Origin of the sequence: Steroidobacter gossypii, assembly GCF_016801985.1 — a bacterium.
GTDB classification, from domain to species: domain Bacteria; phylum Pseudomonadota; class Gammaproteobacteria; order Steroidobacterales; family Steroidobacteraceae; genus Steroidobacter; species Steroidobacter gossypii.
Genome location: NZ_JAEVLS010000012.1, coordinates 16,671 through 42,230, shown reverse-complemented (window position 1 = coordinate 42,230; position 25,560 = coordinate 16,671). Strand labels below are relative to the sequence as shown.

The 25,560-nt window shown below is 56.4% G+C and carries 15 protein-coding genes and 1 pseudogene; 9 read left to right on the top strand and 7 right to left on the bottom strand.

Features of this window, described 5'->3' with window-relative positions; translation table 11 throughout:
• The first annotated feature begins 757 nt into the window (after positions 1–757).
• A complete protein-coding gene (locus tag JM946_RS29710) occupies positions 758–1,780 on the top strand; it encodes an SDR family oxidoreductase (RefSeq protein WP_218043209.1) in 1,023 nt (340 codons plus the stop codon).
• Between the two features lie 316 nt (positions 1,781–2,096).
• Positions 2,097–2,558: pseudogene (locus JM946_RS29705) on the top strand (IS110 family transposase); the annotation flags it as partial.
• A 43-nt stretch (positions 2,559–2,601) separates the two neighbouring features.
• Here JM946_RS29705 and JM946_RS29700 read toward each other — a convergent pair.
• Positions 2,602–3,689, bottom strand: a protein-coding gene (locus JM946_RS29700) for an IS3 family transposase (RefSeq protein ID WP_230980099.1) whose coding sequence is annotated in 2 segments (ribosomal slippage) — positions 2,602–3,437 and positions 3,437–3,689 — 1,089 coding nt in all. Because the reading frame shifts where the segments join, the coding sequence is not laid out codon by codon here.
• Between the two features lie 1,148 nt (positions 3,690–4,837).
• Between JM946_RS29700 and JM946_RS29695 the strand changes: the two genes are divergently transcribed.
• Positions 4,838–7,324, top strand: coding sequence for an outer membrane protein assembly factor BamB family protein (locus JM946_RS29695; protein WP_218043207.1), 2,487 nt, complete (start codon positions 4,838–4,840; stop codon positions 7,322–7,324).
• A gap of 37 nt (positions 7,325–7,361) precedes the next feature.
• On the opposite strand, the gene JM946_RS29690 is transcribed toward JM946_RS29695, so the two are convergent.
• The gene (locus JM946_RS29690) at positions 7,362–9,497 is read right to left on the bottom strand and encodes an outer membrane protein assembly factor BamB family protein (protein ID WP_456115332.1); all 2,136 of its coding nucleotides are present in this window, start codon (positions 9,495–9,497) and stop codon (positions 7,362–7,364) included.
• A gap of 1,810 nt (positions 9,498–11,307) precedes the next feature.
• Between JM946_RS29690 and JM946_RS29685 the strand changes: the two genes are divergently transcribed.
• The 3 genes from JM946_RS29685 to JM946_RS29675 all read left to right on the top strand — a co-directional run bounded on the left by JM946_RS29685 (position 11,308) and on the right by JM946_RS29675 (position 16,125).
• Entirely contained in the window at positions 11,308–12,279 is a 972-nt protein-coding gene (locus tag JM946_RS29685; protein WP_203171088.1) for an SDR family NAD(P)-dependent oxidoreductase, read from the top strand.
• Positions 12,280–12,671: 392 nt separating this feature from the next.
• Complete coding sequence (locus JM946_RS29680) at positions 12,672–13,862, top strand: sugar phosphate isomerase/epimerase (RefSeq protein ID WP_203171087.1); 1,191 nt, start codon at positions 12,672–12,674, stop codon at positions 13,860–13,862.
• 229 nt (positions 13,863–14,091) lie between these two features.
• Complete coding sequence (locus tag JM946_RS29675; RefSeq protein ID WP_203171086.1) at positions 14,092–16,125, top strand: PQQ-dependent dehydrogenase, methanol/ethanol family; 2,034 nt, start codon at positions 14,092–14,094, stop codon at positions 16,123–16,125.
• A 235-nt stretch (positions 16,126–16,360) separates the two neighbouring features.
• Here JM946_RS29675 and JM946_RS29670 read toward each other — a convergent pair whose 3' ends face one another.
• The 5 genes from JM946_RS29670 to JM946_RS29650 form a co-directional block, all read right to left on the bottom strand.
• Positions 16,361–17,743: an MATE family efflux transporter gene (locus tag JM946_RS29670; protein WP_203171085.1), complete on the bottom strand. Its 1,383-nt coding sequence runs from the start codon at positions 17,741–17,743 to the stop codon at positions 16,361–16,363.
• Positions 17,744–17,915: 172 nt separating this feature from the next.
• Complete coding sequence (gene rfbF, locus JM946_RS29665; RefSeq protein ID WP_203171084.1) at positions 17,916–18,686, bottom strand: glucose-1-phosphate cytidylyltransferase; 771 nt, start codon at positions 18,684–18,686, stop codon at positions 17,916–17,918.
• A gap of 464 nt (positions 18,687–19,150) precedes the next feature.
• Positions 19,151–19,690 carry a dTDP-4-dehydrorhamnose 3,5-epimerase gene (gene rfbC / locus JM946_RS31890; protein WP_203171083.1) on the bottom strand — a complete coding sequence of 180 codons (540 nt, stop codon included), beginning with the start codon at positions 19,688–19,690 and terminating at the stop codon, positions 19,151–19,153.
• 31 nt (positions 19,691–19,721) lie between these two features.
• Positions 19,722–20,633, bottom strand: coding sequence for an NAD-dependent epimerase/dehydratase family protein (locus JM946_RS31885; RefSeq protein WP_203171082.1), 912 nt, complete (start codon positions 20,631–20,633; stop codon positions 19,722–19,724).
• Positions 20,634–20,658: 25 nt separating this feature from the next.
• On the bottom strand, positions 20,659–21,762 hold the full coding sequence (locus JM946_RS29650) for an NAD(P)/FAD-dependent oxidoreductase (protein ID WP_203171081.1): 1,104 nt from the start codon (positions 21,760–21,762) through the stop codon (positions 20,659–20,661).
• Positions 21,763–21,881: 119 nt separating this feature from the next.
• Here JM946_RS29650 and JM946_RS29645 point away from each other — a divergent pair, with 119 nt between their 5' ends.
• The 3 genes from JM946_RS29645 to JM946_RS31455 all read left to right on the top strand — a co-directional run bounded on the left by JM946_RS29645 (position 21,882) and on the right by JM946_RS31455 (position 25,550).
• A complete protein-coding gene (locus tag JM946_RS29645) occupies positions 21,882–22,922 on the top strand; it encodes an NAD-dependent epimerase/dehydratase family protein (RefSeq protein ID WP_203171080.1) in 1,041 nt (346 codons plus the stop codon).
• A gap of 109 nt (positions 22,923–23,031) precedes the next feature.
• Positions 23,032–24,054, top strand: a complete 1,023-nt coding sequence (locus JM946_RS29640; protein ID WP_203171079.1) for a glycosyltransferase family 2 protein — start codon at positions 23,032–23,034, stop codon at positions 24,052–24,054.
• Between the two features lie 374 nt (positions 24,055–24,428).
• A complete protein-coding gene (locus tag JM946_RS31455; protein ID WP_203171078.1) occupies positions 24,429–25,550 on the top strand; it encodes a glycosyltransferase in 1,122 nt (373 codons plus the stop codon).
• Positions 25,551–25,560 lie beyond the last annotated feature (10 nt).

Genomic DNA, 25,560 nt, shown 5'->3' with positions numbered 1-25,560 from the left:
GAAAGATATCGCGCCAGCCTGACAAGGTCGCAGCATTCACCTTCAGCTCCCGCGACAACGTATCCAGGTCCTCACCCTTCAGCAGTCGTAGTACCGCCTCTGATTTCCTCTTGGCCGACCAGCGGCCGCGCTCTACGTCATTCGCACCAGAACTCTTCTTTGCCATCGGACACTCCTTCGGCCACTACTTTGGCCCAAAATGGTGTCCAAGGAAATTCTAGGCCGGCCCAGTTTGACGTTGGTCCCGTTTGTAGACAGTCCGCGATTAGATTTTGGCTACCGCTGACGTGGATGGTTTTACGCCGGCGAAAGAGAAGACAATGGAAGTCTTAGACACGCCGCTATCAAGACTGCGCATCAAGCTCAGCCAACTGGAAGGAGCGTTGAGCATCTACGGGTTGATCATCGAGCGCCTTCGAGCCGGATGATAAGTACACAACTCAAGGTCTGTCCCAGTTTTCTGTTGCCGGGGCCCGACCAAGTGTTACAAGAAGTTGAGGATTATCGAGCCGGCCCAACAGGGATTATGGCGTAGATTCTCACATTCCGGCCCACAATCCGAACACACGACGGAGAGAGCCCAGAAGCGAACTTTGCACCGAGAAAGCTCCGCCTTTCGAGTGTCGTCTTCAAGCGGGAGAGCGCGATGGCCAAGGCTAAGGATGGGAGAAACGGGCGAGACACTCCGCTACTGTCTGCGCGTCGCAGTTTCCTCAAGCAAGTAGGGCTCGTGGCCAGTGGAACGTCCGTTGCTGGGATGCTTCAGTCACTTCGTCAGGCCGGAGCGGCTGAAGGGGCTGCGGCACCCGCCGATTGTTCGAAGGAAAAGGCTCCGATGAGGGAAGTGGCCGGTAAAGTGGCCTTCATCACCGGCGGATCAAGCGGAATCGGCTTAGGAATTGCGCGCGCGTTCGCAACCGCGGGGATGAAAGTGGCAATTGGCTATCGGACGAGAGAGCACATCAGGGTAGCGATGGAACTGTTCGGCAATATGGCGAGCCAGGTTCACGCTATCAGCGTCGATGTGACTGATCGTCCGGGCATGGAGAAGGCTGCAGCTGAAGTCGCGCGGGTATTCGGAAAGATCCACGTTCTGGTCAACAATGCAGGGGTAGTGCATCACGTGCCATTAAGCCAAACAAGCTACGAGGATTGGGACTGGGTGATCAACGTGAACCTCAACGGAGTATTCAATGGTTTGCAGGCATTTCTGCCGTACATTCAGAAGCACCGCGAAGGTGGTCAGATCATCGCAACTGCGTCCATGGATGGGCTGGTCGCCGAACCCTGGCATAATCCAAGCTATACGGCGTCGAAATTCGCAGTCGTTGGCATGATGGAGGGCCTGCGAGCGACGTTAGCTGAGTCAAATATCGGAGTCTCGACATACTGCCCTGGAGCGGTCAAAACGCAGATCGCAGATTCCGATCGAAATCGACCTGGTGGCCGAAGAAACGCGGCCCGAGCCCAGAGTCTCGGCAAAGAACTATCGTCGAAGGAGGATAAACTTCAGTCGGAACTTTTCATGGACCCGTTCACAGCGGGCGAGCTTGTACTGCGCGGGATGCGTAGCAATGATCTGTATATCCTCACGCATCCTGAGTATGAGCCCATCGTTCGTGACCGAAACGAGGCGCTCCTTGCAGCCTTCCCAAAGGATTTACAGGCGAGCAGCGCGCAAGTAGAAAGACTACGTTCCTGGCGTCAAGAGTCCGTTTATAGAAAGGAGCGCGATCGCATCAGCTGCACTCGCGTGAAACGCGCTAAATCAACGAAGTGAGCCGATCCTATATTGTGGGCGGAATTGCGGCAATCCCTGTTATCCACGTTTTCCAGTACGGCGCGCCTGTGGACTGCCCCCCGTTACTTTCTTCATATCTCAGTTATGCTGAGATTCGGCCAGCTTGGCCCGGCATGACTCCCGCCCCCAGTCGTCCATGATCCGGGGGGGGTTGTCACCGGGCCGGGTCGGCAGCCGGTGATCGCTGATAGGGGCTGGACCAGGACCAAATCCTAGGTCGCTCGTAACGTGGATGCCGAGACTGGCTGCTGTAGGTCGCTGGCCGCCCATAAAGATAACTACAAAGGGGGTACCAATGACGGGCATCGAACCGCAGGAGTGCATCCAGGTCTTCGTCGGCGTCGACGTTGGCAAAGGGGCACATCACGCCGTGGCGCTGGATCAGACTGGAAAGCGCCTGCTCGACAGTGCTTTGCCGAACGATGAAGCCAAGCTTCGAGCACTCATCACCAAGCTCAAAGGACATGGCCGCGTGCTGCTCGTTGTCGACCAGCCGGCCACGATCGGCGCTCTGCCAGTTGCGGTGGCGCGAGCCGAAGGTGCGACAGTCGCCTACCTTCCGGGCCTTGCGATGCGCCGAATCGCCGACCTGCACGCGGGCGAGGCCAAGACGGATGCGCGAGACGCATACATCATCGCGGAAGCGGCACGCAGCATGCCGCATACGTTGCGATCGCTGAAGTTGCCGGACAACGACGTCGCCGAGCTCACCATGCTGTGCGGCTTCGATGACGACCTGGCCGGACAGATCACTCAGACGGTAATCCTCCCATTTTTAGCTGCAGCCAAAAGTGGAGGAACTAAGCAGCCATAGCCAGCTTCTGTATCGGCGTGAACCCGCCCAGTGCCATGTTGGGACGTTCGTTGTTGTACGTCCATAGCCATCGGGTCGCAGCTTCTTGAACCTCAGCGATCGATCCGAAGATATGCTGAGCAAGCCAGTCATAGCGCACGGTGCGATTGTAGCGCTCGACGTATGCGTTCTGCTGAGGCTTGCCGGGCTGGGTGTACTCGATCCGGATCTGCCTCTGCGCTGCCCACTGCAACAGCGTGCCACTGATATACTCTGGTCCGTTGTCACAGCGAATCACCCGCGGCTTGCCACGCCAGTCGATGACTTGCTCTAACGTGCGAATCACGCGAGCCGACGGTAGCGACAGATCCGCCTCGATCGCCAGGCCCTCGCGGTTGAAGTCGTCCAGCACATTGAACAGCCGGAAGCTGCGGCCGTCGCCGAGAGCATCGTGCATGAAGTCCATCGACCAGACTTGATTCTTTACTGTCGGGATCGTCAGCGGCACCGGCGCCCCGCGCAGCAGCCGCTTCTTGGGCTTGATCCGCAGGTTCAACTCCAGCTCGCGGTAAATGCGGTACACGCGCTTGTGATTCCAGCCGAAGCCTTTCAAGTTGCGAAGGTACAGAAAACACAACCCGAAGCCCCAGTTGCGCTGGCTGTCCGTCACGCGCATCAGCCACTTGGCGATTCTATCGTTCTCGCTCGACAGCTTCGGCTCATAGCGGTAGCAGGTCTCGCTGATATCGAGTTCCACGCAGGCCCGTCGGATGCTTTGGCCTTTAACGATTACCGCCCATCGGGCCACCTCTCGACGCTGAGATGGCCTCACCATTTTTTTGAGAGCGCCTCCTTCAGGATATCGGCACTCATCTGGGCCTCGGCATACATTTTCTTCAGCCGCCGATTCTCCTCCTCGAGCTCCTTCATGCGCGACACCATGGAAGCCTCCATGCCGCCATATTTGGATCGCCACTTGTAGAACGTGGCCGAGCTGATGCCGTGCTCGCGGCACAGCTCCGGTACCGGAGTGCCGGCCTCGGCTTGCTTCAAGATCGCAATGATCTGACTGTCGGTAAATCGTGATTTCTTCAAGGGAATCTCCTCGGTCAAGGTTACGAGAAAATTCCACTTCTGACCTCATCTAATTTTCGGGAGGATTACCGCATAGCCCGCCACGGGCAGGAAATCCCTTGACAACAACATAGGGGCACCCCCCCCCCCGCGTTACTCAAAGGATGGCCGCGCCCACCCTCTGAAATGGCCCGTCTCTGAGCGGCGACTGCCGCTGAAACTGTCGCCGTATCCGCCGCTCAAACGATTAGCGGCTTGCTATTGGTAGCGAGCCCTATACCTTCGCCGGGGGAATCTCGCAATACTGTGTGCTCACTCCGCGATGATCACTCCAGGTGTCGATGTATGTAGAGAGGTAGTTCAGCACATTGGCGGGAACACGAGACGAGATGGAGCGACGGACGGCGAGCCGCGACGGTCCACTGGTTCTAGGAATAATTCAGGGTGAGACCACCTGTGCTTTCTCTTGCGGAAAGTACGCTCGCTGCCGATCGTCACTGGGGGCCTTCCGCTTGCTCGGATGTCACTTGCTACACTGCTGGAACTTCCAAGGCAGCGGCGTTGAGATGGTGCCGCGTTGCCTCAGACGGAATGTTACCCATGGGAGCGGTTGGCTCACTTTACGTCCAACTCGGGTGTTCGCGTGTCAACACGTCATCCGCGAGTCAAGAGATTGTTAGCGGGAGCGTAATGAGCGGTGCGCCCGCCGATATAACTCGCGTCGCTACCAAGCGGTCGCCGGCAACAAGCGACAGCCCGCCGATAACATATCCGTGAGGCAGCACGCTACCAAGTCTGTGGCTTGCCTGCGTTCCCGGCGGCTTACGCTTCTGGCTCGAGCCAAATGCTACAGGATATCTGGGAACAAACGAGGGCAATTGTGCGCAGATCGACACCTGGGTTCGAAACTGCCGCAACTCTTCGATTCAAGCCCCGACGGCGACCCTTACCGAGGGAGATGCTTGATGAACGGAAACCGCCGATCCAAGCTTGAGTCTTCGACTGCGATCCGGGTGGCGTGATCGAGCTTTACAGGTGCTGGCGTTGGCAAACATCCGAAACATCACCCGGAACGCGTGATCGGCGAGCACATAATGGATCCAAACTCTGTGCAAGCGGACACAAACAATGGAAGCGCCTCCCCCTCACGCATTCAGGAGCCTCCAAATGTGCGACTCTGGGTGAGATGGCTCGTCTTCAATGCGATCGCCATCGTAAGCGCACACGGCGTCTGTGCTGAGTTGCCCTCGGCGGCTCCTGGCCGTGACTATGCTCGCTCGCCTTCAGCAGACTGGCCGATGCTCAACGGCGATCAAAGCAACATGCGCTTTTCAGGTCTCGCACGCATCAATAAAAGCAATGTGTCCGAGCTCGGTCTGGCTTGGGTCTCCGAGAACTTCGGTGACGGAGCGACGTCACAATCACCGGTGGTGGTGAACGACGGACTGCTCTTTGTCACGGCGGGACAGTATGTCCATGCCCTCGATGCGAAATTCGGAGAACGCGTTTGGAGCTACAAAAGCCCGGCGGGAAAGGATTCAACAGGCCTCTTTCGATCAGGGAATCTTGGGCTCGTGAATCTCTCAAAGGGAGTTCCGAATAACGGAGGAGTCCGCATCGGCCAGGGGTTAGTATTCGTCGGACTCGTAGGTGGGACTGTCGTTGCGTTGAGAGAGAAGACTGGGAAGTTGGTGTGGACTCGACATCCAGGAACCCACGAGTCGAACAAAGGGCATTGGACCGCAGGCTCACTTACGTACAGTAGTGGCATCCTCTTTACAGGATTAGCTGATGATGCGGAGAACCGGCGTGGAAAGCTGACTGCACTCGATGCCATGACTGGGAGACAACTGTGGCAGAGGTTTTCGATTCCCGGGCCGGGGGAGCCTGGACACGAGACTTGGCCGTCCTTCAATGACGGCTGGCGATTCGGTGGCGGCGGTATATCGGCGAGCCCAGCGGTAGATCCGGAGTTGGGACTTGTCTACTTCACGGCTGGAGACCCCGCACCGGCATACGGGGGGGATTTGCGGCCTGGTGACAATCTCTATTCCGGCTCCGTCCTGGCGGTGGAGGTGAAGACAGGGAAGCTAAAGTGGTACTACCAATTTGTCCGTCATGATGTGTTCGGTGCGGCCTCGGGAGCACCGATATTGCTGTACGACGCCCAAGTCGATGGCAGCGCGCGCAAGGCGCTTGCAGTTATGAGGGGCGATGGCCACGTGTTTCAACTAGATCGCGTAACGGGAAAGCCGCTCGCACCTATTGAGGAGCGTGCTGTTCCGCAGCTTCCCTCGCAGAGCACGGCCAAGACCCAACCGTTCCCCATGGTTGGGGAGAGCATACTGAAAAGCTGCGAAGACTGGCAGAAGGAGCCCGTACCTGCCGGCTTCGTGCTGGGATGTATGTTTACACCGCCGGCTTCACCGCCTCCGTCGACCGATCCTCAGAATGTTCTCGCGCCAGCGGCCATGGCTACCGGATCTGCAATGGCATATAGCCCCCAAACGGGGTACTTCTATGCGTACGGGACTTCAATATTACATTGGCCCCGTAGGTCGCAGGATCCCTATTTCCGGAAGGAGGTCGGAGCTATTCCAGGTCTGCAGACCTATGGCGAATTTGCCGCGCTCGACAGCCGCACAGGAAAGATTGTTTGGCGCAGGCGAGTGCCAGTCGGTGCTACGACCGTCGAACCTTTGACGACCGCAGGTGAACTCGTATTCCGCAGCTCAGGTGACGGACGGCTTGAAGCCTCTGATGCAGGGAGCGGACAGATTCTGTGGGATTTTCAGGCCGGCTCCAGTGGCGGGCCAGTCGTCACATACGAGCTTGACGGAGAGCAATATCTGGCAGCAACTCTGGGCACCGCGGTGTGGGCCTTCAAACGCGGCGGCAAGCCGATCGAAAGACCGAAGCCCGTGGTCTCGCGGTCGGAGGAAGCACTGCCTGGACCGTTGGTCGACACCGCGGAGATCGAAACAAGCTCAGCACATCGCTCGGAGACCGCGCGGGGCACGCGCTATTTCATTGACGAGTTCACGTTCAATCCAGTTCGCGCACGGGTGAAGGTTGGAAGCAAGCTTCTCTTCGTCAACAATGGGATTCTCCACCACGAGATCGTGGCTTTGGACAACTCATGGAGTACAGGCCGGCTGAGTCCCGGAGAGGAAGCTTGGTTGACATTCGGAAATCCAGGCGAGCATCTGTATGTATGCAAAGAACACCCTTGGAGTTATGGGCAACTCATCGTCCGCTCAGATGATCTGATATCCCGCAGCCATGAAAAGCCCATGGAGAGTGATACTGAATCGGCTTCCCGCGACTTTTCGGATCGAGCTCGGCGAGGCAGAGAACACTTTGAGCGCAACTGTAGCGTGTGCCACGGCGAGGACCTAGCCGGGCGGGGTGCAGCGCCAGCTCTGTTGGGAGAAGCCTTCATGCTGCGTTGGACGAACGTGAGCGTGGCAGATCTGTTCGATAACATCCGATCGACCATGCCGCTTGCGAACCCGGGAAGCCTAAGCCGAGAGACTTACCTGGACATTGCTGCTTACCTGCTGCGCACTAACGGTATCTCGCTGCAAGGGGAGCTCAAGGATGACGCGCAACACCTACGCAGTATCAAGATGAAAGCGAGTACAACGCGGAACTGACCGATTAAGACCGAAATCGAACGACTGCCACGATCCGTCATTGATCGACTTGTTCCTCCGTCACTATGACCTGTCCGTAGCTCCAGGGATGGTCCTTACATATATAGGTGTGCTCCCCTGGGGATCGAAAACTGATCCAGGACTCTTGGGTTGGTCTTAAGCGACCAGTGCTCCAAGAGCCATCGAGCGCAACAATCTCGTGCTCCATCTTGCCGTTGTTCACGAATCGCACCTTAGCTCCTTTCTCCACGCGAGAGCGATAAGGATGGAATGCGAATTCATCTACGAAGTAGCGCGTTCCAGATCCAAAGGATGAGCGCTTCAATGATGTGGTTTCGACATCGGCAGTGTCTATGACGGGGCCGAAAAACGCCTCTTCCTGCTTGGGGAGTGCAGCGGCTGTATTAGTAGTCTGAAGCTCGCCCCCGAGTTTGAATGCCCATACTGAAGGACCCATCGGCACCGCAACATATTGCTCACCATCGGCCTCATAAGTCACCGGAGAGCCGTATGCACCAGCCATCCCTGTCTGAAACGTCCACAGTATTCGTCCGCTCTGGGCATCGCTGGCCTCGATCGTTCCGTCGGGGGCGCTACGAAACAATAATCCGCCTGATGTTGTAAGCAACCCTCCTCTCAAGAACGGGAATGCGCCCTTGGGTGCATAGACTCGTCGCTTCCATGCGATTCTGCCGGTGCGGCTGTCGATCGCCGCAAGCTCTCCGTGCTCTCTAAGGCCTGGGGCGCTGCGATCGAAGTCGAAGTAGTAGGGATCTGGTGATCTTCGCGGCCAGGTGAGGAACGAGGTAGCCTGCGCATAGAAATATCGCGTTTCAGGACTGTACGCCATCGGGCTCACGCGAGCGGATGGAAATGGTGCGAGCACGTTCTGCGGATCCTTCGATGGTGGAGGAGCGGCCGCGGAGGTCCACATACAGCCGAGTACGAATCCAGCAGGCACGCCTTCTTTCTTCCAGTCGTCACAATCCATCAGAATGCTTTCAGCGCCGACAGGAAACGGCTGTGTGGGCACCGTCTTTTGGGACGCAAGCTGCGGGACCGCTCGCTCCTCCACGGCCCTCAATGGATGGCCGGTAACTCGATCAAGCTGGAACAAGTGCCCATCGGCCCGCAAGATGGCCACTGCCTTGCGCAATTGCCCCTCGATCTGCGCATCGTGAAGGATCACCGGGGTTCCCACGTCTGCGTCGAACACGTCATGGCGCACGAGTTGGTAGTACCACCTCAGCTTGCCTGTTTTGATCTCCAATGCCAGGACCGAGCACGTATAAAGATTCGAGCCGGGCCGCCAGTCTCCTGCAAACGGAGGTACGGCATTGCCAGTAGCGAAGTAAACCATTCCCAGATCTTCGTCCACGGCCGCGTTCGTCCATACGCCGCCGCCCCCGAACTTCCAGGCATCATTGAACGACGGCCACGTCTCGTGACCGGTTTCTCCCGGTGCTGGGACCGTAAACAGTTGCCAAGCAATTTTGCCGGTTGCCGCGTCCATCGCGGTCACTCGTCCTCTCAGGCGTGCATCTCCGTTCGACAGTCCGACGAACACTAGACCTCGGCTGTATATTGGTGCGCCGGAAACGACTTGTTCTTTCTTCGGCTGGTCAACCCCTGTCTGCTGACTCCAGACTAATTCACCTGTATCCTTATTGAGTGCGATAACGCGCCCATCGTGAAGTCCCACAAACACAAGACCTTGGCCGATGGCTATGCCGCGTCGATTCGGGACGGAAATCTCCGTGATCGTCGAGTTCTTGAGCGCTTCTGAAGTCTCGTCCACGCGCTCTGGTCGAATATCTGGAGCCGTGCTGAACGTCCAAATCCTCACGCCCGTGATCGCGTTCAGCGCATAGACCTTCCGTCCGGCCGTGACGAACAGCACTCCATCTTTAGCGACGGGCGTAACGAGCGACACGCTACCATCGTCGAACCGTTCGGAGACCCACGCGCCTCCCAGCTGTCGCACATTGTTCTTGTCTACCTTCGCAAGCGCAGAGTGGCGAGTGTTGCTCAAGTCACCACCAACGGTAGGCCAATCTTTCGTCGGGTGCCCTTGGTGGTCCTCCTCCTCCGACAATGTGGCGCCGTTGAGTCTCACGGCGAAGATAACTAGTGTGAAGAGAGTGGCACGAAGAGTGGTTGCGCGGAAAAGCATAGAAGCATTCTTAGCTGCTGGACACGTCTGGGCTTCGTCACCTAAGTAATCACGTCTGCATCGACGCGCACAAGCTCCGAGGTGACGGGGCGGGAGCGGGGGAGCGCAAACCGATAGATAACGAGCGGAATTCGATCCACTCGGCACGCGTCCCATGGCAGGCAGCAGAAGTATCTGCCGTTGTATATTTTCCGTGTGAGAAATATGAGCATCGCAAAAAGTTGGGTTGCAGCAGCGATCGAGTGATCGCGGCAGGCGATGTTGATCGTTTAGCAGTCTAACTAGGGCCAGCACGTGCGCAAACGTGCCAACGCCGGGCCAAAGCTGCATAGATCTTGGAGTGAACCCTCTGCTGAGACAGTCATCCCTCGCGCAGCTTTGCCGTATGCAGCGCATGCGGTTTGGGCGAGCTCGAACTCTTTAGGCCGGAGATCGCCCAGCGCAGAATGTAAGCGATGGCACCTATAGATCTCTTCGAATTAGCTTTGGGGGACGATCAACCAGGTCCCGCATCGTTGCATAGTGCAAGCCAACACCTCGTGTTTGCGCGTTTTGCAACATCTGGCCGTCGCATTATCGACGGATCTAACGTGCGCGACATCGAATCCGTGTGCCGCCCCGGACAGACCTTCGCGTTACAGTTACGAAGCGTACTGGGAGCCGCGATCGGAGTGATGAATGAGGCCAGGCGCAGGGGGGCGAAAGGGTAGCGGCTTCCAGGGTTGCCAGTAGAGGGCGCGTATCGAGAAGTCGGCTGATTGCGTATCCTGACGACTCTGCGCGACCACGATCGCATCGCGAAGAAGCTAACTGGCTGTGTAGACGGATGTACGTGCTAGCTCGACCGCGACCTGCTCACGCGAGAAGAAGAGTTTTGCAGGGATGAGCTCCTTCGTCATACTGGAGATGAAGCCGCGTTGTCCAGCCGTTGCTCTTGCGACTCATCGAGCTTTGGATCTGACATCTCAGCAGCTGTGCCGGGTACTCCGTAGTTGCCCGGCGCGCCTTCCTAGCATGATGAAGCAGATCGGCTACGGGCCGACGACGAAGCCGTCTGCCAGCGCAGGGATCCCGACTCGAGCACGGGCGTTGGCGCCGACGGCCCAAGCACTCGCCGCACGAGAGTATAGATCGAGGCGCCGACACTATTAGGCTCATCGACAACGGGCACCGTCTAGGCCACTCTTCGATCGGAACTGTTCGCCGAAGGAGTGCCGGGACAGGACATGTCGAAAAGCATACTGCGTAACCGTGCCCTGCGGAGCCGTAGTTGATGCGAAACGAATGATCTTCATGTCAATGGAAAAAGCTGAGTCGCTGCAGACTAGCGCTGTTGCGTGTGGGGGTGCTTGCGCCTGCTTGAAACCCGAAGCAGCTGCATGCGGTGCTGGCGAGAGGAATTTGCACGGCCGAAGCGGAGGGTGCGTTGATGGGCGCGTGTTCGAGCCTGCAGAGCGAACGAAAGGTGGTGCGCTGTGGGGCGAGACAGTGCTTTGGGAGGCAAGATTCTCACATGATCGCCAACATCGACTGTGGGCGGGGAGGTTACTGCGCTTCTTAGACCGGTCCACCAGCAGTCAGGAGGAAGATGGTCGCAGCACGTCGTCTACTAGGCCGAGCGACATGGGGGAGCCTCCGGCAATCAGCGCGGCACGCAAGTTGAGGCGCCCGGAAATCGATGAAAAACAGACCACCTTGCTCCAAACCTGCGCGACGGGCCTTTCTGCGAGTCACTGCTGGTGCGCTCGTTAGTACGTCCGCGCTTTCAGTCAGTTCAGCAAGGGGACGGGAGAGGGTCTCCTGTCCCCAAGTGCCGATCCCAATAAAGGATGTCCAAGGGAAGGTCGCATTCATAACCGGCGGATCTAGCGGAATTGGTCTCGGCATTGCTCGCGCGTTATCCGACGCGGGAATGAAGATTGTCATTTCCTATCGGACTCGGGAGCATCTCAGTGAGGCAATGAAATACCTCGAAAACGCCCGCGAGCGCGTTCACGCTGTAGAGCTCGATGTGACTAATCGAGACGGAATCCAAGCAGCCGCGGCTGAAGCGATCAAGGTATTCGGCAAAATCCACGTTCTTGTGAATAACGCCGGCGTCTATGCTCTAGGACCTTTTAGCGAGGCTACTCGCAAAGATTGGGACTGGATGATGAACGTTAATGTGGGCGGCGTATTCAACTGCCTGGAAGTATTTCTGCCACATCTTCGGGCGCATGGCGAGGGCTCCCAGATTGTGACTACCGCGTCTGCGTGGGGCCTATTTGCGGTGGAGAACGCCGCAATCTACTGTGCATCTAAAGCGGCCGTGATCATGATGATGGAAGTGCTTCGGGGCGAGCTTCTGCCGTTGAATATTGGTGTATCGGTTTATTGTCCAGGAGCCGTATTCTCGCGCGGCTGGAATTCCCAACGGAACCGACCCACTGAGTTGGGAGGCCTCAGCCACAGCACCGATACCAGTAAGTTGGCCGAGCATGAAGCTTCGGGTCGGAAACTTCGGGACACCGGAGCCTTGATGGATCCTTTCGAGGCCGGGCGCATTGTGCTTGAAGGAATCAGAAACAATTATCTATACATACTCTCGCATCCGGAGTACGAAGGGGCGATCCGTGATCGCAGTGAAGCCGTGCTCGCGTCGATACCAGCGCACGTCCAAGTCCCGGAGGCAAGACTGGCAATTGCGCAACCCACGTTGAGCAATCCCTCATATACGCTCGAGCGTGATCGCCGCCGTTGTTTAGGTAGGGAGCGTAGCCCGACGAGCAAGATTGTGCGATGACGTGGCGCAGACGAGTCATCGGAATGTGCCGAATGGAAGGACGCGGCACAGCCTTGCCGCGGTTTATCAGATGAGCGTCAGATGCAGGGCGTTGCTGCGTGGCGGGCGCCAGCGACTGGTCGACGAAGCATCCCTTACCGGTGATGTTGAAGGAAGCGGAACCATTGCAACGGTCGTGCCGTGCGGCCACCTTTGCCGCGCATTGGATGAGAACGAACCCTGCTCCAAGAGCGCACATTTCCGCACAAACGAAGGTCACGGATGCATGATCTTCGAGACGAGCATAAGCATCGACAGTGCTCGTCGGTTGAAAGCACCTTCGCCAAGGCGCAGCATTTGTAAGGATGTCGATCCTGATCTCTCCTTCACAATACAGGCGAACGGGGGCCCTCATGAGGACCATTCTCGACTGGCATGCACATAGCAAAAGATCTGCTTCATCAGTGATTAAGCGAGCAGCATGCGTCCTCGCAGCGTTGCTATTTTGCGGGGCGGTCGCCATCCATTCGGCAAGTGCCTCAACAGGAACGAAGCTTCTAGCACGCGAGAATCTGGTGCCGTTGGAGCTGCAATGGAATCAAGGCGAGGCGGAGATTGCACCGGAAGCACGTGCGCGGATGCTTAGAGCGAGAGGCTTCAAGCATTACTCATTCATATATTTCTTTGACAGGGCGGCACAATATGATGAGCAGATTGCCGCATTCCGACAGCATGGGGTGAATGTCGCTGCTGTGTACTTCTGGCTCGACACTGACCGGCCAGGAGAGGATAACAAGGTCCGAGCAGCTTTCGATTCCTTCAGGCGGCTTGGGATCCGCCCCCAAATTTGGGTTTCGCAGTCTAATGCTTTTCTACCGAAAACTGCTGAAGGATGGAAGCAGAGATTTGCCGAGGCGGGATTCATTGGTCCCGCGGATGACGACTACTTCCAATCAGCTTTCTCATCGGGCACCGATTTTACTGAGCAGCAGAAGGAGAAATTCTTCAAGGCGCTTCATCGCATATATTCCGACCAGGCTCACCTTCCGAAAACTCCCCAAGAGCAGGTCGAGCGCCTGGAGCAGGAGGCGCGCCGCATCGGCTCGCTCGCACAACTGGCCTCGAAGTATGGCTTTGATGTGAGCCTCTACAATCACAATGGCTGGTTCGGACTGGTTGACAATCAGCTCGCAATCATTGAGCGGCTTGAGCAGGACGGCATCAAGAACGTGGGCATGGTCTACACGTTCTGGCATGCCCGCGACAGCCTTCATGACGATGTAAGGCACTTCGAGCAGATCTGGGCGAGGATCAAGCCGCGCGTAAGGACGGTTGCGATCAGTGGCGTGCGCGGGGAAATGGAGTCGCTCTATCCTTCGCAGGGAGAGGATGAACTGCCAATGATGCGCGTTATTCAGAAGAGCGGCTGGCGAGGCCCTGTCGGGGTACTTTGCTTGGACTTCGGGGCCAGCCCTGACACTGTGCTACACAACGTATCGCGTGGGGTCGATTGGCTGGCGGCGGAACTCGATCAGCCGGGTTCCGGCGGCATCCGGCCGAACTTTCAGCAAGCGGATGCACGATTGCAACAGCCAACTGAATGAAACAGGCATGGAATGCCATCCTGGCACCGTAGATAGGCGCCGACGGCCGAACTGCGTGCGATGACCCAGGTAGCTACTCCGGGCAGGTAGTACATCGGCGGCATGCCGGTGCCCATGCCCAGTCAACTTCAGAGAGAAAGAGAGTGGTACGTACCTGAATGCCCCCGGCCAGAAGCAGAATCGGTATGACCAGCAGAGGAATCAGCGAATATCGGCGGATGTGTTTCGTATGAAATCTGTCGCAGGTGCCTCGGTTGCAATTGCCTGGTCCGCTACACTAAGTCTTTGTGTACTGCCGGACGTCGGTGGTGCGGTTGATGATCGACCGTCAGCTGGTGAGGTAGGGATCCAGGACTGGCCCGAGCCAGGGAGAACCTTTGCCGAGCAACACTACAGCCCGCTCTCGTCGATCAACCGCGGCAACGTTGCGCAGCTCGGGCTCGCGTGGCATCTGGATCTTCCCGGTGAGCGCTCGCTGCACGCCACCCCGCTGGCGATCGGTGGCGTCCTCTACTTCTCGGGTACGAACGGTACAACGTACGCAGTTGATGTCCGATCTGGTAAACAGCTGTGGAGATTCGATCCGGAACTTGCCACTCATACTCCTGACCGAAAGGGGATCCTCTTTGGCTCTCATCGCGGAGTGGCATATTGGGGAGGCAACATCTATGTCGGCACTGTGGACGGACGCCTCCTGGCGCTCAACGCAAAGACTGGCCATCCGGTCTGGAGCATCCAGACGTTTGACGAAGCTGACGCAAGTAAGCAAATCTCCGGTGCGCCACGTGTGGCCGGCGGCAAAGTAATCATCGGCCATGGAGGCGAAGGGGGTACTAGAGGCTACGTCACAGCATACGACGCGGTACGCGGCGCTCGATTGTGGCGGTTCTATACAGTTCCTGGTAACCCCGCGAAGGGCTTTGAGAATGCCGCCATGGAGATGGCGGCAAAGACTTGGAGGGGAGAATGGTGGAAGGACGGTGGTAACGCCACGGTATGGGACAACATCGCATACGACCCTGAGTTGAAGCTCGTCTATATCGGAACCGCGAACGGAACTCCGATCAATGCTTCCCGGCGCGGTGCGGGCGGTGGCGATAATCTTTTCGTCGCCTCCATCATTGCGCTTGATCTCCACACCGGCGAGTACCGTTGGCATTACCAGGTTAATCCGGGTGAGTCGTGGGACTATGATGCAACTCAACAGACGGTTCTCGCGGAGCTCGATATAGGCGGTCAGCAAAGAAAAGTGCTGATGCTGGCTTCAAAGAATGGCTTCTTCTATGTGATCGATCGATTGACAGGTAAGCTCATTTCGGCAGAAAAATTCAGCAAAGCAAACTGGGCGCAGAGAATCGATCTGAAGAGCGGCCGCCCGATTGAGACTCGCGCCGCTCGATACGGTAGTGAGCCAGTGCCCATCTGGCCGAGCGTCGTCGGTGCACACAGCTGGCAAAGGATGTCGTTCAGCCCGAGAACGGGCCTGGTGTACATACCCACTATTCAGCTGGGCATGATGATTGGCGCTAAGAGCATCGATGTACGCCCGATAGAATCTGGTGATGGTGTGGGCACGCTGCTGGCTTGGGATCCGATCGCGCAGAAAAGTCACTGGGAAGTGCGATACATCGATTGCTCATGGAACGGTGGCGTACTTGCCACAGGCGGAGATCTGGTGTTTCAGGGCACCGGCCGTGGGAAATTTTTCGCCTACGATGCGACAACCGGCGAGCGGCTTTGGACCTTCGACGCAGGACTTGGGATCAACGCCGCGCCATCCACTTATCTCAGCGACGGTGTTCAGTATATTTCTCTGCTAGTGGGCTACGGCGGCGGCGCGAATGCGAGCAAGGTGTTTGACTATGGCTGGCGATTCAACGAACAACCGAGGCGCGTTCTTACCTTTGCGCTAGGAAAAAAGACGCCGCTGCCACCCACGTTGCCACCCCGGTTCACGGTCAGGGCGGTTGATGATCCAAAGATTGTCATCGATGCAGAGGCCGCCGCCGAAGGACGCAGAGCGTACTGGAGGTGCAAGGAGTGTCATGGTAAAGATCTTGAGAATTTCGCATCGATGGCACCCGACTTACGTGAATCACTATTGGCGATGCAATGGGGCGCATTTCGAGCCGTCGTTAAGGAGGGCGCCTTCACGGCCAGAGGCATGCCGACGTTTGATGACCTGAGTGAGAAGGAAGTATGGTCGATCTATATGTATATACGGCAGACGGCTCGGGAAACTGCACAAGCTTCCGTGCCTTGAGCGCACGTCGCCCCTTGCGAGTACGGATTCCACTTCAAGCGCCGTCACGGCCGACGCAAGAGTCGAGTTGCCGGAGGAGCCAACTCAAGGGTGCTGGCGAGCACTGCGTGAGGCCCAGAGGCAACGTAGGAATTGAATGCATCCGGACTGTTAGCGTTGTGTCTGCCCACAGAGCTAAGCCGACGGCGATGATCGGCGTTCATTACACTGCTCGGAATCCGCAGGCCCACTGCAGCTAAACCGCCTGACGAGCCTTCATGCATCCCGTAGTAGGCGTCGCAAGCGGTAACAAGTGCCTCCGGAACTCCGCGCGAAGTAGCCACAGGCTCACTGCCGCTTGCAGCATCAGCGTTGCCACTGAGAGATACCAGACCTGATCGATCACAAATGCCGGCTGCATAGACAGCCATACTGCGGGACCCGAAAAGAGCACCAGGCGAACGCATGAGCTGATCAGCGCCGGCATCGTATTGCCGAACCCCTGAAACATGCCGGAGCAAGTGGTTACGACTGCCTGAGCGACTAATGCCCAAGACGACAGTTCCAGAAAGCAGCGGGCAACGTGCGCCGTCGATGAATCCGCATCGAACAGGCCAATGAACGCGGTTGACTGGCATTGAATCAAGATCGTCGTCGCAAACATGGCCGCCGATCCGAGGACAGCAGTAATAATGAATGTCTGCCTCACGCGATCGATGTTCTTCGCGCCAAAATTTTGTCCTGCAATCGGCCCGGCAGAAAGACAGATGCACAAGGCGGGCAACAGAAGGGTCTGGAGCACCCGCGAGCCAACACCAAAACCTGATTGAGCGGCAGATCCAAGATCACGAATCGAATAATAGACAACCGCGTTATATATAAAGAAGAGCGCAGTGTCGCCGCCTGCTGGCAGACCCACGGCAAGCACACGTAACCACTGTTTTGGTATTGGAACCAAAAGGCGCCAGTCGAAAGCCGTCCACAAGTGTGAGCGATGACAGTAGATGGCGAAGAAAAGTAAGCCGCTGGCGGTGGCGATGGTCGTCGCCAAACCGGCGCCCATAACCCCGAGAGGGACTCCTGTTCCCCAGCCCGCAATCAGAATAGGAGCCAGAGCTGCGTTTACTAAGACAGTGAGAATGTAGAGCGCCACGGTCGGCTTATTGATCCCGGCGCCTCGAAGCGCGGAGCTCATTACGACGGTCGGCAGCGTCAAGGCATATCCCGGCGCTATCCAGTAAATGAAGGTGAGCCCAGCTTCTACGGTCGCCTTGTCAGGAGCAACAGCCTTCAGGTACTGCATCGATGATGTGTATAGAAGCAGCATCATCGCCATACCGAAAACAGCAGAGAACCCCAAAGCCTGGTTGAATACCAAGCTGGCATCGGACCGATCCCTCCGTCCCGCGGCTTGCGCTACTAGAGCGGTGACACCAACACCAAGTACCTGAGTCAAAGAAGCGACGAGGAGGAAGATGTTGCCCGCCGCGCTTACCCCGGCCGTCTCAGCCACGCCAATCTTTGTTATGAAGTAAAGATCGATAATCTGATAAGCGATCTGGGTGAGCATCCCGATAGCCAGTGGAGTTGCCATCGAGGCAATATGTTTGAGGATCGAGCCTTGGGTTAAGTCTTTCAATGGGGCATTGACCGGCGATCAAAAGAGGGAGGATTAGATCGATCGACGTTGCGTCAGGGCCGAGCTCTAAATCCAAGACGGAGTCGCTCATCATCAGAGCGAATCCATAGTGCAGTCCACTGAATTGAACGTCTTGTCACTGGAAGGAACTGCCGTCCCCCGGATTCAACGGCTACTCCCACGCCTTCCAGGGAGCTCGCTTGGAGGCCCACATCTCTTCAAGTGAGGTTTTGTCCCTTAGAGTGTCCATCGCTGCCCAGAATCCACTATGGCGATACGCCACCAGTTCTCCGTCCTCTGCGAGCTTGCGTAACGGTTCCTGTTCCCAGACATCCTGATCTTTGGAGAGATACTTGAAGATGCCACTCTCAAGGATGAAAAATCCGCCACTGATCCAGCGCCCGTCCCCCTTCGGCTTTTCAACAAACTGACTGACGCAATTCCCAGAGAACTCAAGGGCGCCGAAACGAGCAGTGGGCTGTACTGCAGTGACGGTCGCGAGTCGATGGTGGTCCTCATGAAACCTAACCAAGGCCCGAACATCGATGTCACTCACCCCATCACCGTATGTTAGAAGGAAACGTTCACCGCGAACATAATCCTGAATACGGAGAATGCGACCGCCTGTCATTGTGTCCATGCCTGTGTCGACAACCGTCACTTTCCAAGGCTCCGCGAAGGTGTGATGGACTTGCATCGTGTTGTGTGGGATGTCAAATGTTACGTCCGCCATGTGAAGGAAGTAGTTGGAGAAATACTCCTTGATCAAGTAGCCCTTGTACCCGCAGCAGATGATGAACTCCTGAACCCCATTTGCGGAAAGAATTTTCATGATGTGCCAGAGAATCGGCTTGCCCCCGATCTCGACAAGAGGCTTTGGTCGTAGATGGCTTTCCTCGCTTATACGCGTGCCCAGGCCACCAGCTAGGATCACTGCTTTCATTGCCGAGCCTCCGCTGAGGTAACGTAGTTGGTGCGAAATCATTCCCTGGGATTAGAATCCAATCAAGCGACTCGTCAGCGTGCGTGTTTAACGACTTCAGCTGTGATTTAAATCAACGCGCCTCGAGTGCGTTCACGGAGGATTGCGGTAGCAGCTTCTCGCGGGTTCATCTATGTAACCAACCCGGAGGAGCGGGAGCGGTCTGAATACCCCGAACGTAAAGGCCAAAGGCGAACGCTTTCTTGATCTGCCACAGCTGTCCGTCGACCGTTGGAGATTTTCAGATTGGTCCAACAACCCAATCTCCGATCGCGCGCCGATATAGATCCGCGCTCGCTTGCGTGGCGTTCGATTCATCTGAGAGACAAGCGGGTGCGTGCGTGCGCGCTTTGGCATCAGCCTCGTCGAATCTGTCGCGCGCTCTCTGCAAACCGAAGATTCGCCACGAGAGCATTGGTCGGACGTTATGCCTGAATCTCTCGGAGCGTTGGCAACGTCCTATCCTTATCCGACATTACAACTGGCTGTATCGGCCAACTAATAGCTACGTCCGCATCGTCCCAACGGATGCCTCTCTCAAGCTGCGGAGTGTACGGCGCCGAAACATGGTAGGAGACTACGGTGTCGTTGCTTAGGGTGACAAATCCGTGCCCGAAACCTTTTGGTACGTACAGGGAGAGTAGGTTGGCAGATGTTAGTTCTACCCCGAACCAAGACGAATAGGTCGGAGACGCGCGCCTGAGATCGACGATCACGTCCCAAACAGATCCCTGTTGCACACGTACCAGTTTCACTTCGGCGCAAGGCTCCAGCTGAAAGTGAATCCCCCTCAGAGTGCCTGCCACATGACTGAATGACATATTGCACTGAGCGACCGTGCTTTCGAGGCCACGGGCGGAGAACTCTTCCGTGCAGAATGTTCTAGCAAAATAGCCGCGGGTATCTCGACGTGGGTCCGGCGCAATAATCCACGCGCCTTCTAACGGGGTCTTTTGGTAGATCAAAGCGACACTCCGGGTGATGGCAGCAATGTGGCTAGGAAATGTTATGAGTCCTCATGGATTCAACCATGCGTTTTACGCCGTCGACTAGCGATGTCTCCCGAACGACCCCGAGAAAGCTTCGCATCCGTGTTACATCTGCGACGAGCGAAGACATTTCCGTGGGTCGATAGGGCAGCGCTCCGAATTGCATCAGTGCTTCTCCAGAGAGCAGTCTCGCAACAGAGAGTACGAAGTCACGAAGCAGCACGCCTCTCCCACTTCCCAGATTTATCACTGTGCCTGACTCGATTTCGGGGAGTAATGCTATGGAAAGTATGTTCGCGGCCATGTCTTCAACGTAGGTGTAATCACGGATCACTTCGCACGATGTCAACTTGAGTGGTACGCCAGTGAGGCAAGCCGAAACGACTTGAGGGATGATGCGATGTGCGGGCTCGCCGATCCCCCAGAGTGCGAACGGCCGAAGAATGACAAGCGAGGGTTTGAGACCGCGTGCTCTTTCGCGCAAAAGTAAAGCGGCTGCTGCCTTCGTAGCGCCGTATACTGCGGTCGGTTGAAGAACAGTGTTCTCGGAGATCAGTCCATCGCGGCTGCCGTACTCGAAGCAACTGCCTATGTGTATGAATCGCTGAACACCGTGTCGGGCGGCTGCCTCCAGCACAGCCACCGCGCCGATGGTATTCACGTGAAGCGCCCGCTGAAAGTCCTGCTCGGCATAGTTAACGCCATAGGCGGCACAGTGGATGACGACAGTGGGCGCCGCGTTTCGGATGGCATCGTCGACGCTGTTTGGGTCGCAGACGTCCATATGAGCAACCCCCGGGCCGGTGCCAGCACGATGAGCTGCGACTACGTTGAGACCTTGGCAACGGGCCTGCTGGACGATTCGTGATCCCAGGAATCCACTTGCTCCCGTCACGAGAATCACTCGATCGGCGTCCATGATCTGATCGGTGCCTTTAAGTCCGCTAAGCCTGTTCAAACATCCGCGCTACGTATGTGCCAAGTGCGAGCGACGCAGTCAAGCCCGGTGACTCGATTCCATAGAGCGCCGCGTATGGTGCTCCTCCATGTGCAGCAGGTCCGCAGATGCAGAAATCGGCGGAAGGCTGGCCAGGGCCACATACTTTTGGCCGGATCCCGACGTAACCGGGTTGGAGACAAGATTCATCCAGGTCTGGGTAGTACTCTCGGATCGCACGGCAGAAAAGGGCCCGTCGATCGGTGTTGAACGTATAGTCGACGTGATCGATCCATTGCACGTCGGGTCCAAACCTCGCACGCCCGGAAAGATCAAGTGTGACATGCGTACCGAGACCGGCCTCGTTGGCGATCGGATACACGAGCCGTTTGAACGGCGATCGGCCGCTCAGGGTGAAGTAGTGACCTTTGGCCAAGTGGAGGTCCGGAATCGAGGCGTGAGGAATGCCTTCCATCCTGCTTGATAGCGCCTGAGCCTGCAATCCGCCCGCATTCACAACAGTCCCGGCTGATACGGAGGTTCCGCCCTCGATCTCCAGTTGAACACCACTGGAGAACAATGTCCCCCGCAGCACTCGGGTGTTGAACAGAATGGTGCCGCCATGCGCTTCAATGTCCGCCTGGTAGGCGATCATCAAACCGTGAGAATCAATGATGCCTGTGGAAGGGGATAGTAGCCCAGCAACGCACCGGACCGAAGGTTCTATGCTGCGAACTTCCTGACCTGTGAGGAGACGAAGATCAGCTACGCCGTTTGCGGCGGCCTGGTCTGCGTACCGGTGGAGATCTAAAACCTGAGGTTCGCTGGTTGCGACAATTAGCTTACCTAAACGCCTGTGCTCCACGTTTCGTGTGTTGCAGTACTCGTAGAGTTGATCACGCCCGGACACACATAACCTGGCTTTGAGTGAGTGAGGGAGGTAATAGATGCCGGCGTGAATAACCTCCGAGCTACGACTACTTACGCCTGTGCCGATCGTTCTCTCCGCTTCCAGTACCAAAACTTCTCGTCCATAAGCTGCAAAGGCGCGTGCGACAGCTAGTCCAACAACGCCGGCTCCGACGACTATGCAATCAGCGCTCTCGGCCATACGGATTGTCCAATGACAACGATAGGTTAGGGTCGATCGATCTCGCGATTGTTCCGTGCAAGGAACAGCTCGTCCGGTCGGAACGGCTCCCGGAGTATAAAGCTCACCGGAGGTAAAACATGCGTGTACTCATCACCGGACATCTTGGCTACATCGGTCCCATCATGATCCGTACGTTCAAGGACGCCGGGCATTTTGTATGTGGGCTCGACACAGGTTTCTTTCGAGAATGCCTAACATCCGAGACGGACGTTCCACCGGATGCGGAGATTATGAAGGATATCCGACGTGTTGAACCAGCGGAGCTTGAGGGATTCGATTGCGTCGTGCATCTCGCTGCTCTGTCCAACGATCCCTTGGGTGAGCTGGCGCCCGAGCTTACCGATGAGATCAATCACCACGCGAGTATACGGGTGGCCCGCCTTGCGAAGTCAGTGGGTGTCAAACGTTTCGTCTTTGCGTCATCGTGCAGTATCTATGGGGCGTCGGATAACACGAGTCCTATCGATGAGGAAGGCTCGCTCAATCCTGTCTCGATCTATGCGGTATCGAAGGTGAAGACTGAAGCCGACTTGGGTAGTTTGGCCGACGCCGGCTTTTCACCAGTTTATTTGCGTAACGCAACTGCCTACGGAGTAAGCCCGAGAATGCGGCTCGACTTGGTTCTAAATAATCTTATCGCGTGGGCCAAATCAACTGGGCGGGTACGTGTGTTGTCGGACGGCACGCCGTGGAGGCCGCTCGTGCATATCGAGGACATTAGCCAGGCCGCACTTTGTGCGGCCGAAGCACCGAAGAGCACGATTCACAACCAGGCATTTAACATCGGCAGCGACGATGCAAATTATCGAGTGGGAGAGATTGCGAAGGCAGTGGCGCGAAGCGTACCGGCAGCCCATCTTGAGATAACAGGCGAGAGCTCCGGCGATCTTCGATCCTACAAGGTGAATTTCGATAAGGCCTCACGAAAGTTGCCTGGGTTTCACCCAGTATGGGATATCGAGCGCGGCTGTAGGCAGATCGGTGACTGGTTCGATTCTCGAGGAGAAACTGTCGACACATTTCAGTCGAGAAGATTCATCCGGCTCAAACAGATAAAGCACCTGATATCAGATGGGGCGGTGAGCCCGAGTCTGTTCTGGACGACCAAGAATCGATGAACTGTGAGAACCGGCGCGGTCTCTGGAAGACCTCTCTGGCATATTCTCTGCTGATGTGCGAATTCCTAAGCTCAGCGCAAAGAGGTCCTATATGGTGGCGCCACCGTCAGTGAAGCTGTCAATCTGCATCGCAAGCTATAATCGAGCGGCGTTTATCGGGGCGACCATAGAGAGCATAGTGTCTCAGATTACGGAAGAATGTGAGATTGTAGTGTCGGACAACGCTTCCACTGATAGCACCGAAGAGGTAGTTCAGAAGTTCGCGGTGGCATGCACTTCGTTGAGATACGTCAGACAGACGGAGAACAGAGGATTGGACAAGAACTTCGATTGCGCAGTGGAACTCGCGCGCGGAGAGTACTGTTGGTTGATGGCCGATGACGATCTTCTTAAGCCGGGCGCTGTGGCTACGGTGCTGGGCGCCATTAAGAGGGACGATTATAGTCTGATTGCTGTTAACTATGAGCGGAAAGACTTCAACATGTCTCGCGTACTCGTAGCGAAGTACCTTGATGCGGAGGTTGACCGAGTATACGAAGAGCAAGAGACGGATAGAATGTTCGCCGAGACGGCGCCTCTCCTCGTGTACATCGGTTCAGTGATAATCAAACGGAGTCTGTGGCTTTCGCGGGACAGGGATGCATACGTCGGCTCGATGTGGATACATCTCGGGGTGATATTTCAACATACGCTTCCTGGAAGAACCCTGGTGATCGCAAAACCATGCGTTAGCTATCGCGATGGAAACTCTAAATCATACATGACGAGATTCTTTGAGATCGTATGCATAAAGTTCCCAGAACTGATCTGGGGCGCCCCATTCTCCGAACGTGCGAAGAGGCAAGTGATAGCGAAGGAGCCTTGGAGGGAGTTACGGACTCTGGTACTCAATCGAGCATGTGGTTGCTACTCACTTCGTGAGTACCGTGAGTTCGTCCGACCAAGACTGCGGTCGACGTGGCAGGCATTGATGCCTGTCGCAGTGGCTACACTGCCTGGAAGTGTGTTGAACATCTTGTGCGTGATCCACTATCATTTCTTCAGCGCCAACCGGTTGCGTGGCACGTTGATGCAGGCTTTGAAGGATAGCCGATACTACCCGATGCGGAATCTGTCTGTTTTCGGAATCTGAAAGTCCTGTAATGTTCTATCAAGGCGGCGTGCAAGTGCTGTTTGCGTGTGCTGTCGGATCGATCAGAGATACTCAGATGGGAACGCTGATTGCATCGGATACTCAGCTCCTCCTGCTAGGAACAGTTCAGCAGGGGGGAGTCTGTGCGGATACGTAGAGTGATCACGCTGAGTTAGGATCTCAGTGCCGCCCAAGTTTCACCTATGGCGCGTAATCCTACAGTTATCGTTTACCTCCAAGAGAACCTATGCGATCGGCACGGCCGGGCGCTGTGGTCCCGTCATCTTCTGAATCAATTGCGACAGATCAGGGACATCCGGGTCGTTGTCATAACAAGCGAGCTGCCCGCTCGCAGGGACGAGAATCGAGCATTTGTGTCCGCCGTAGGATTCGAGCACATATCGATACCGCTAATTGAGAACAAAAAAGGGAGCGCTGACGGTATGGTCGAGTACGTATCCAGTCTTTCGCGGCGGATCAGGAGAATGGTTGAGGGAGCATACTTCTTCATTTTTGAGAAGAGTCTCCGGGAACAACAACATGTCGATCTTGAAGTAGTCGATACAATCACTAGCTATGCACCCGAGGTAGTCATCGTAAGTGACATTTGGGCGGCACTTGGTGTGCCGTCAGTGTTCATGAGGAACTGGAAAGTTTGCTTAGTATTACTGAACGATGAGGTGGCTTTCCATAGAGAGTTGTTGTTTCCGAGGAGCATAAGTCCCACTGGGCGCATTGTTTCAACGGGAAGGCTCATATGGCGGCTGGCACGGAGCTTGGCCCAATATAGATTCAAGAAGCGCTTCGAGGCGACCGTCGGGCGGTGTCGCGCAATCGTCACATTAACTGGGAACGATATACCAAGAAGTGCGCCGGCGGGCGTTCATGTCGCCGTCCTTCCTCCACTTCTCAGCGAGCGGAGTATGCTGTGGAGTTACACCAGCAGTAGGAGCGTATTATTCGTGGGACACATTGACTACTTTGCGAATCGCCTTGCCATAGGATGGATATGCACGAAGTTTGCCCCGGCTCTTCGCATGCTGGATGAGGCGATAACGATCTCGATCATCGGCGCCACGGACAGCTGTGTCCCCGACCTCTGGAGAGAGCATAACGTAAGGTTCCTCGGAGCGAGTTCGGACGATGAAGTCATGGATCATCTGCTCAGAGATAACTTGTTCATCGCTCCGATAGAGAACGCCTTTGGTGCGAAGCTAAAACTGGCGGAGTGCGCTTCGTATGCTACGCCGTTCGTCGCCACAGACGCGGCATTGAGTGGCTTGCCATTTCTCACTGGAGTTCCGCGGATTGTGTTAGACGACTACCCGAATGCTGCCTTGACAGTTAAGAAGTTGCTGGACGATGTATCATCGTTGCGCGCGCTCAGTGGCTACATTCGAGATCAGATGCGCGATGCGCGTAAACGGCAGTCGTCGGAATGGATGGATTTCATAGCGTCGATACTGCGACCGAGCGACGCAGGTGACCAACTGTAGGCCTAAGAAT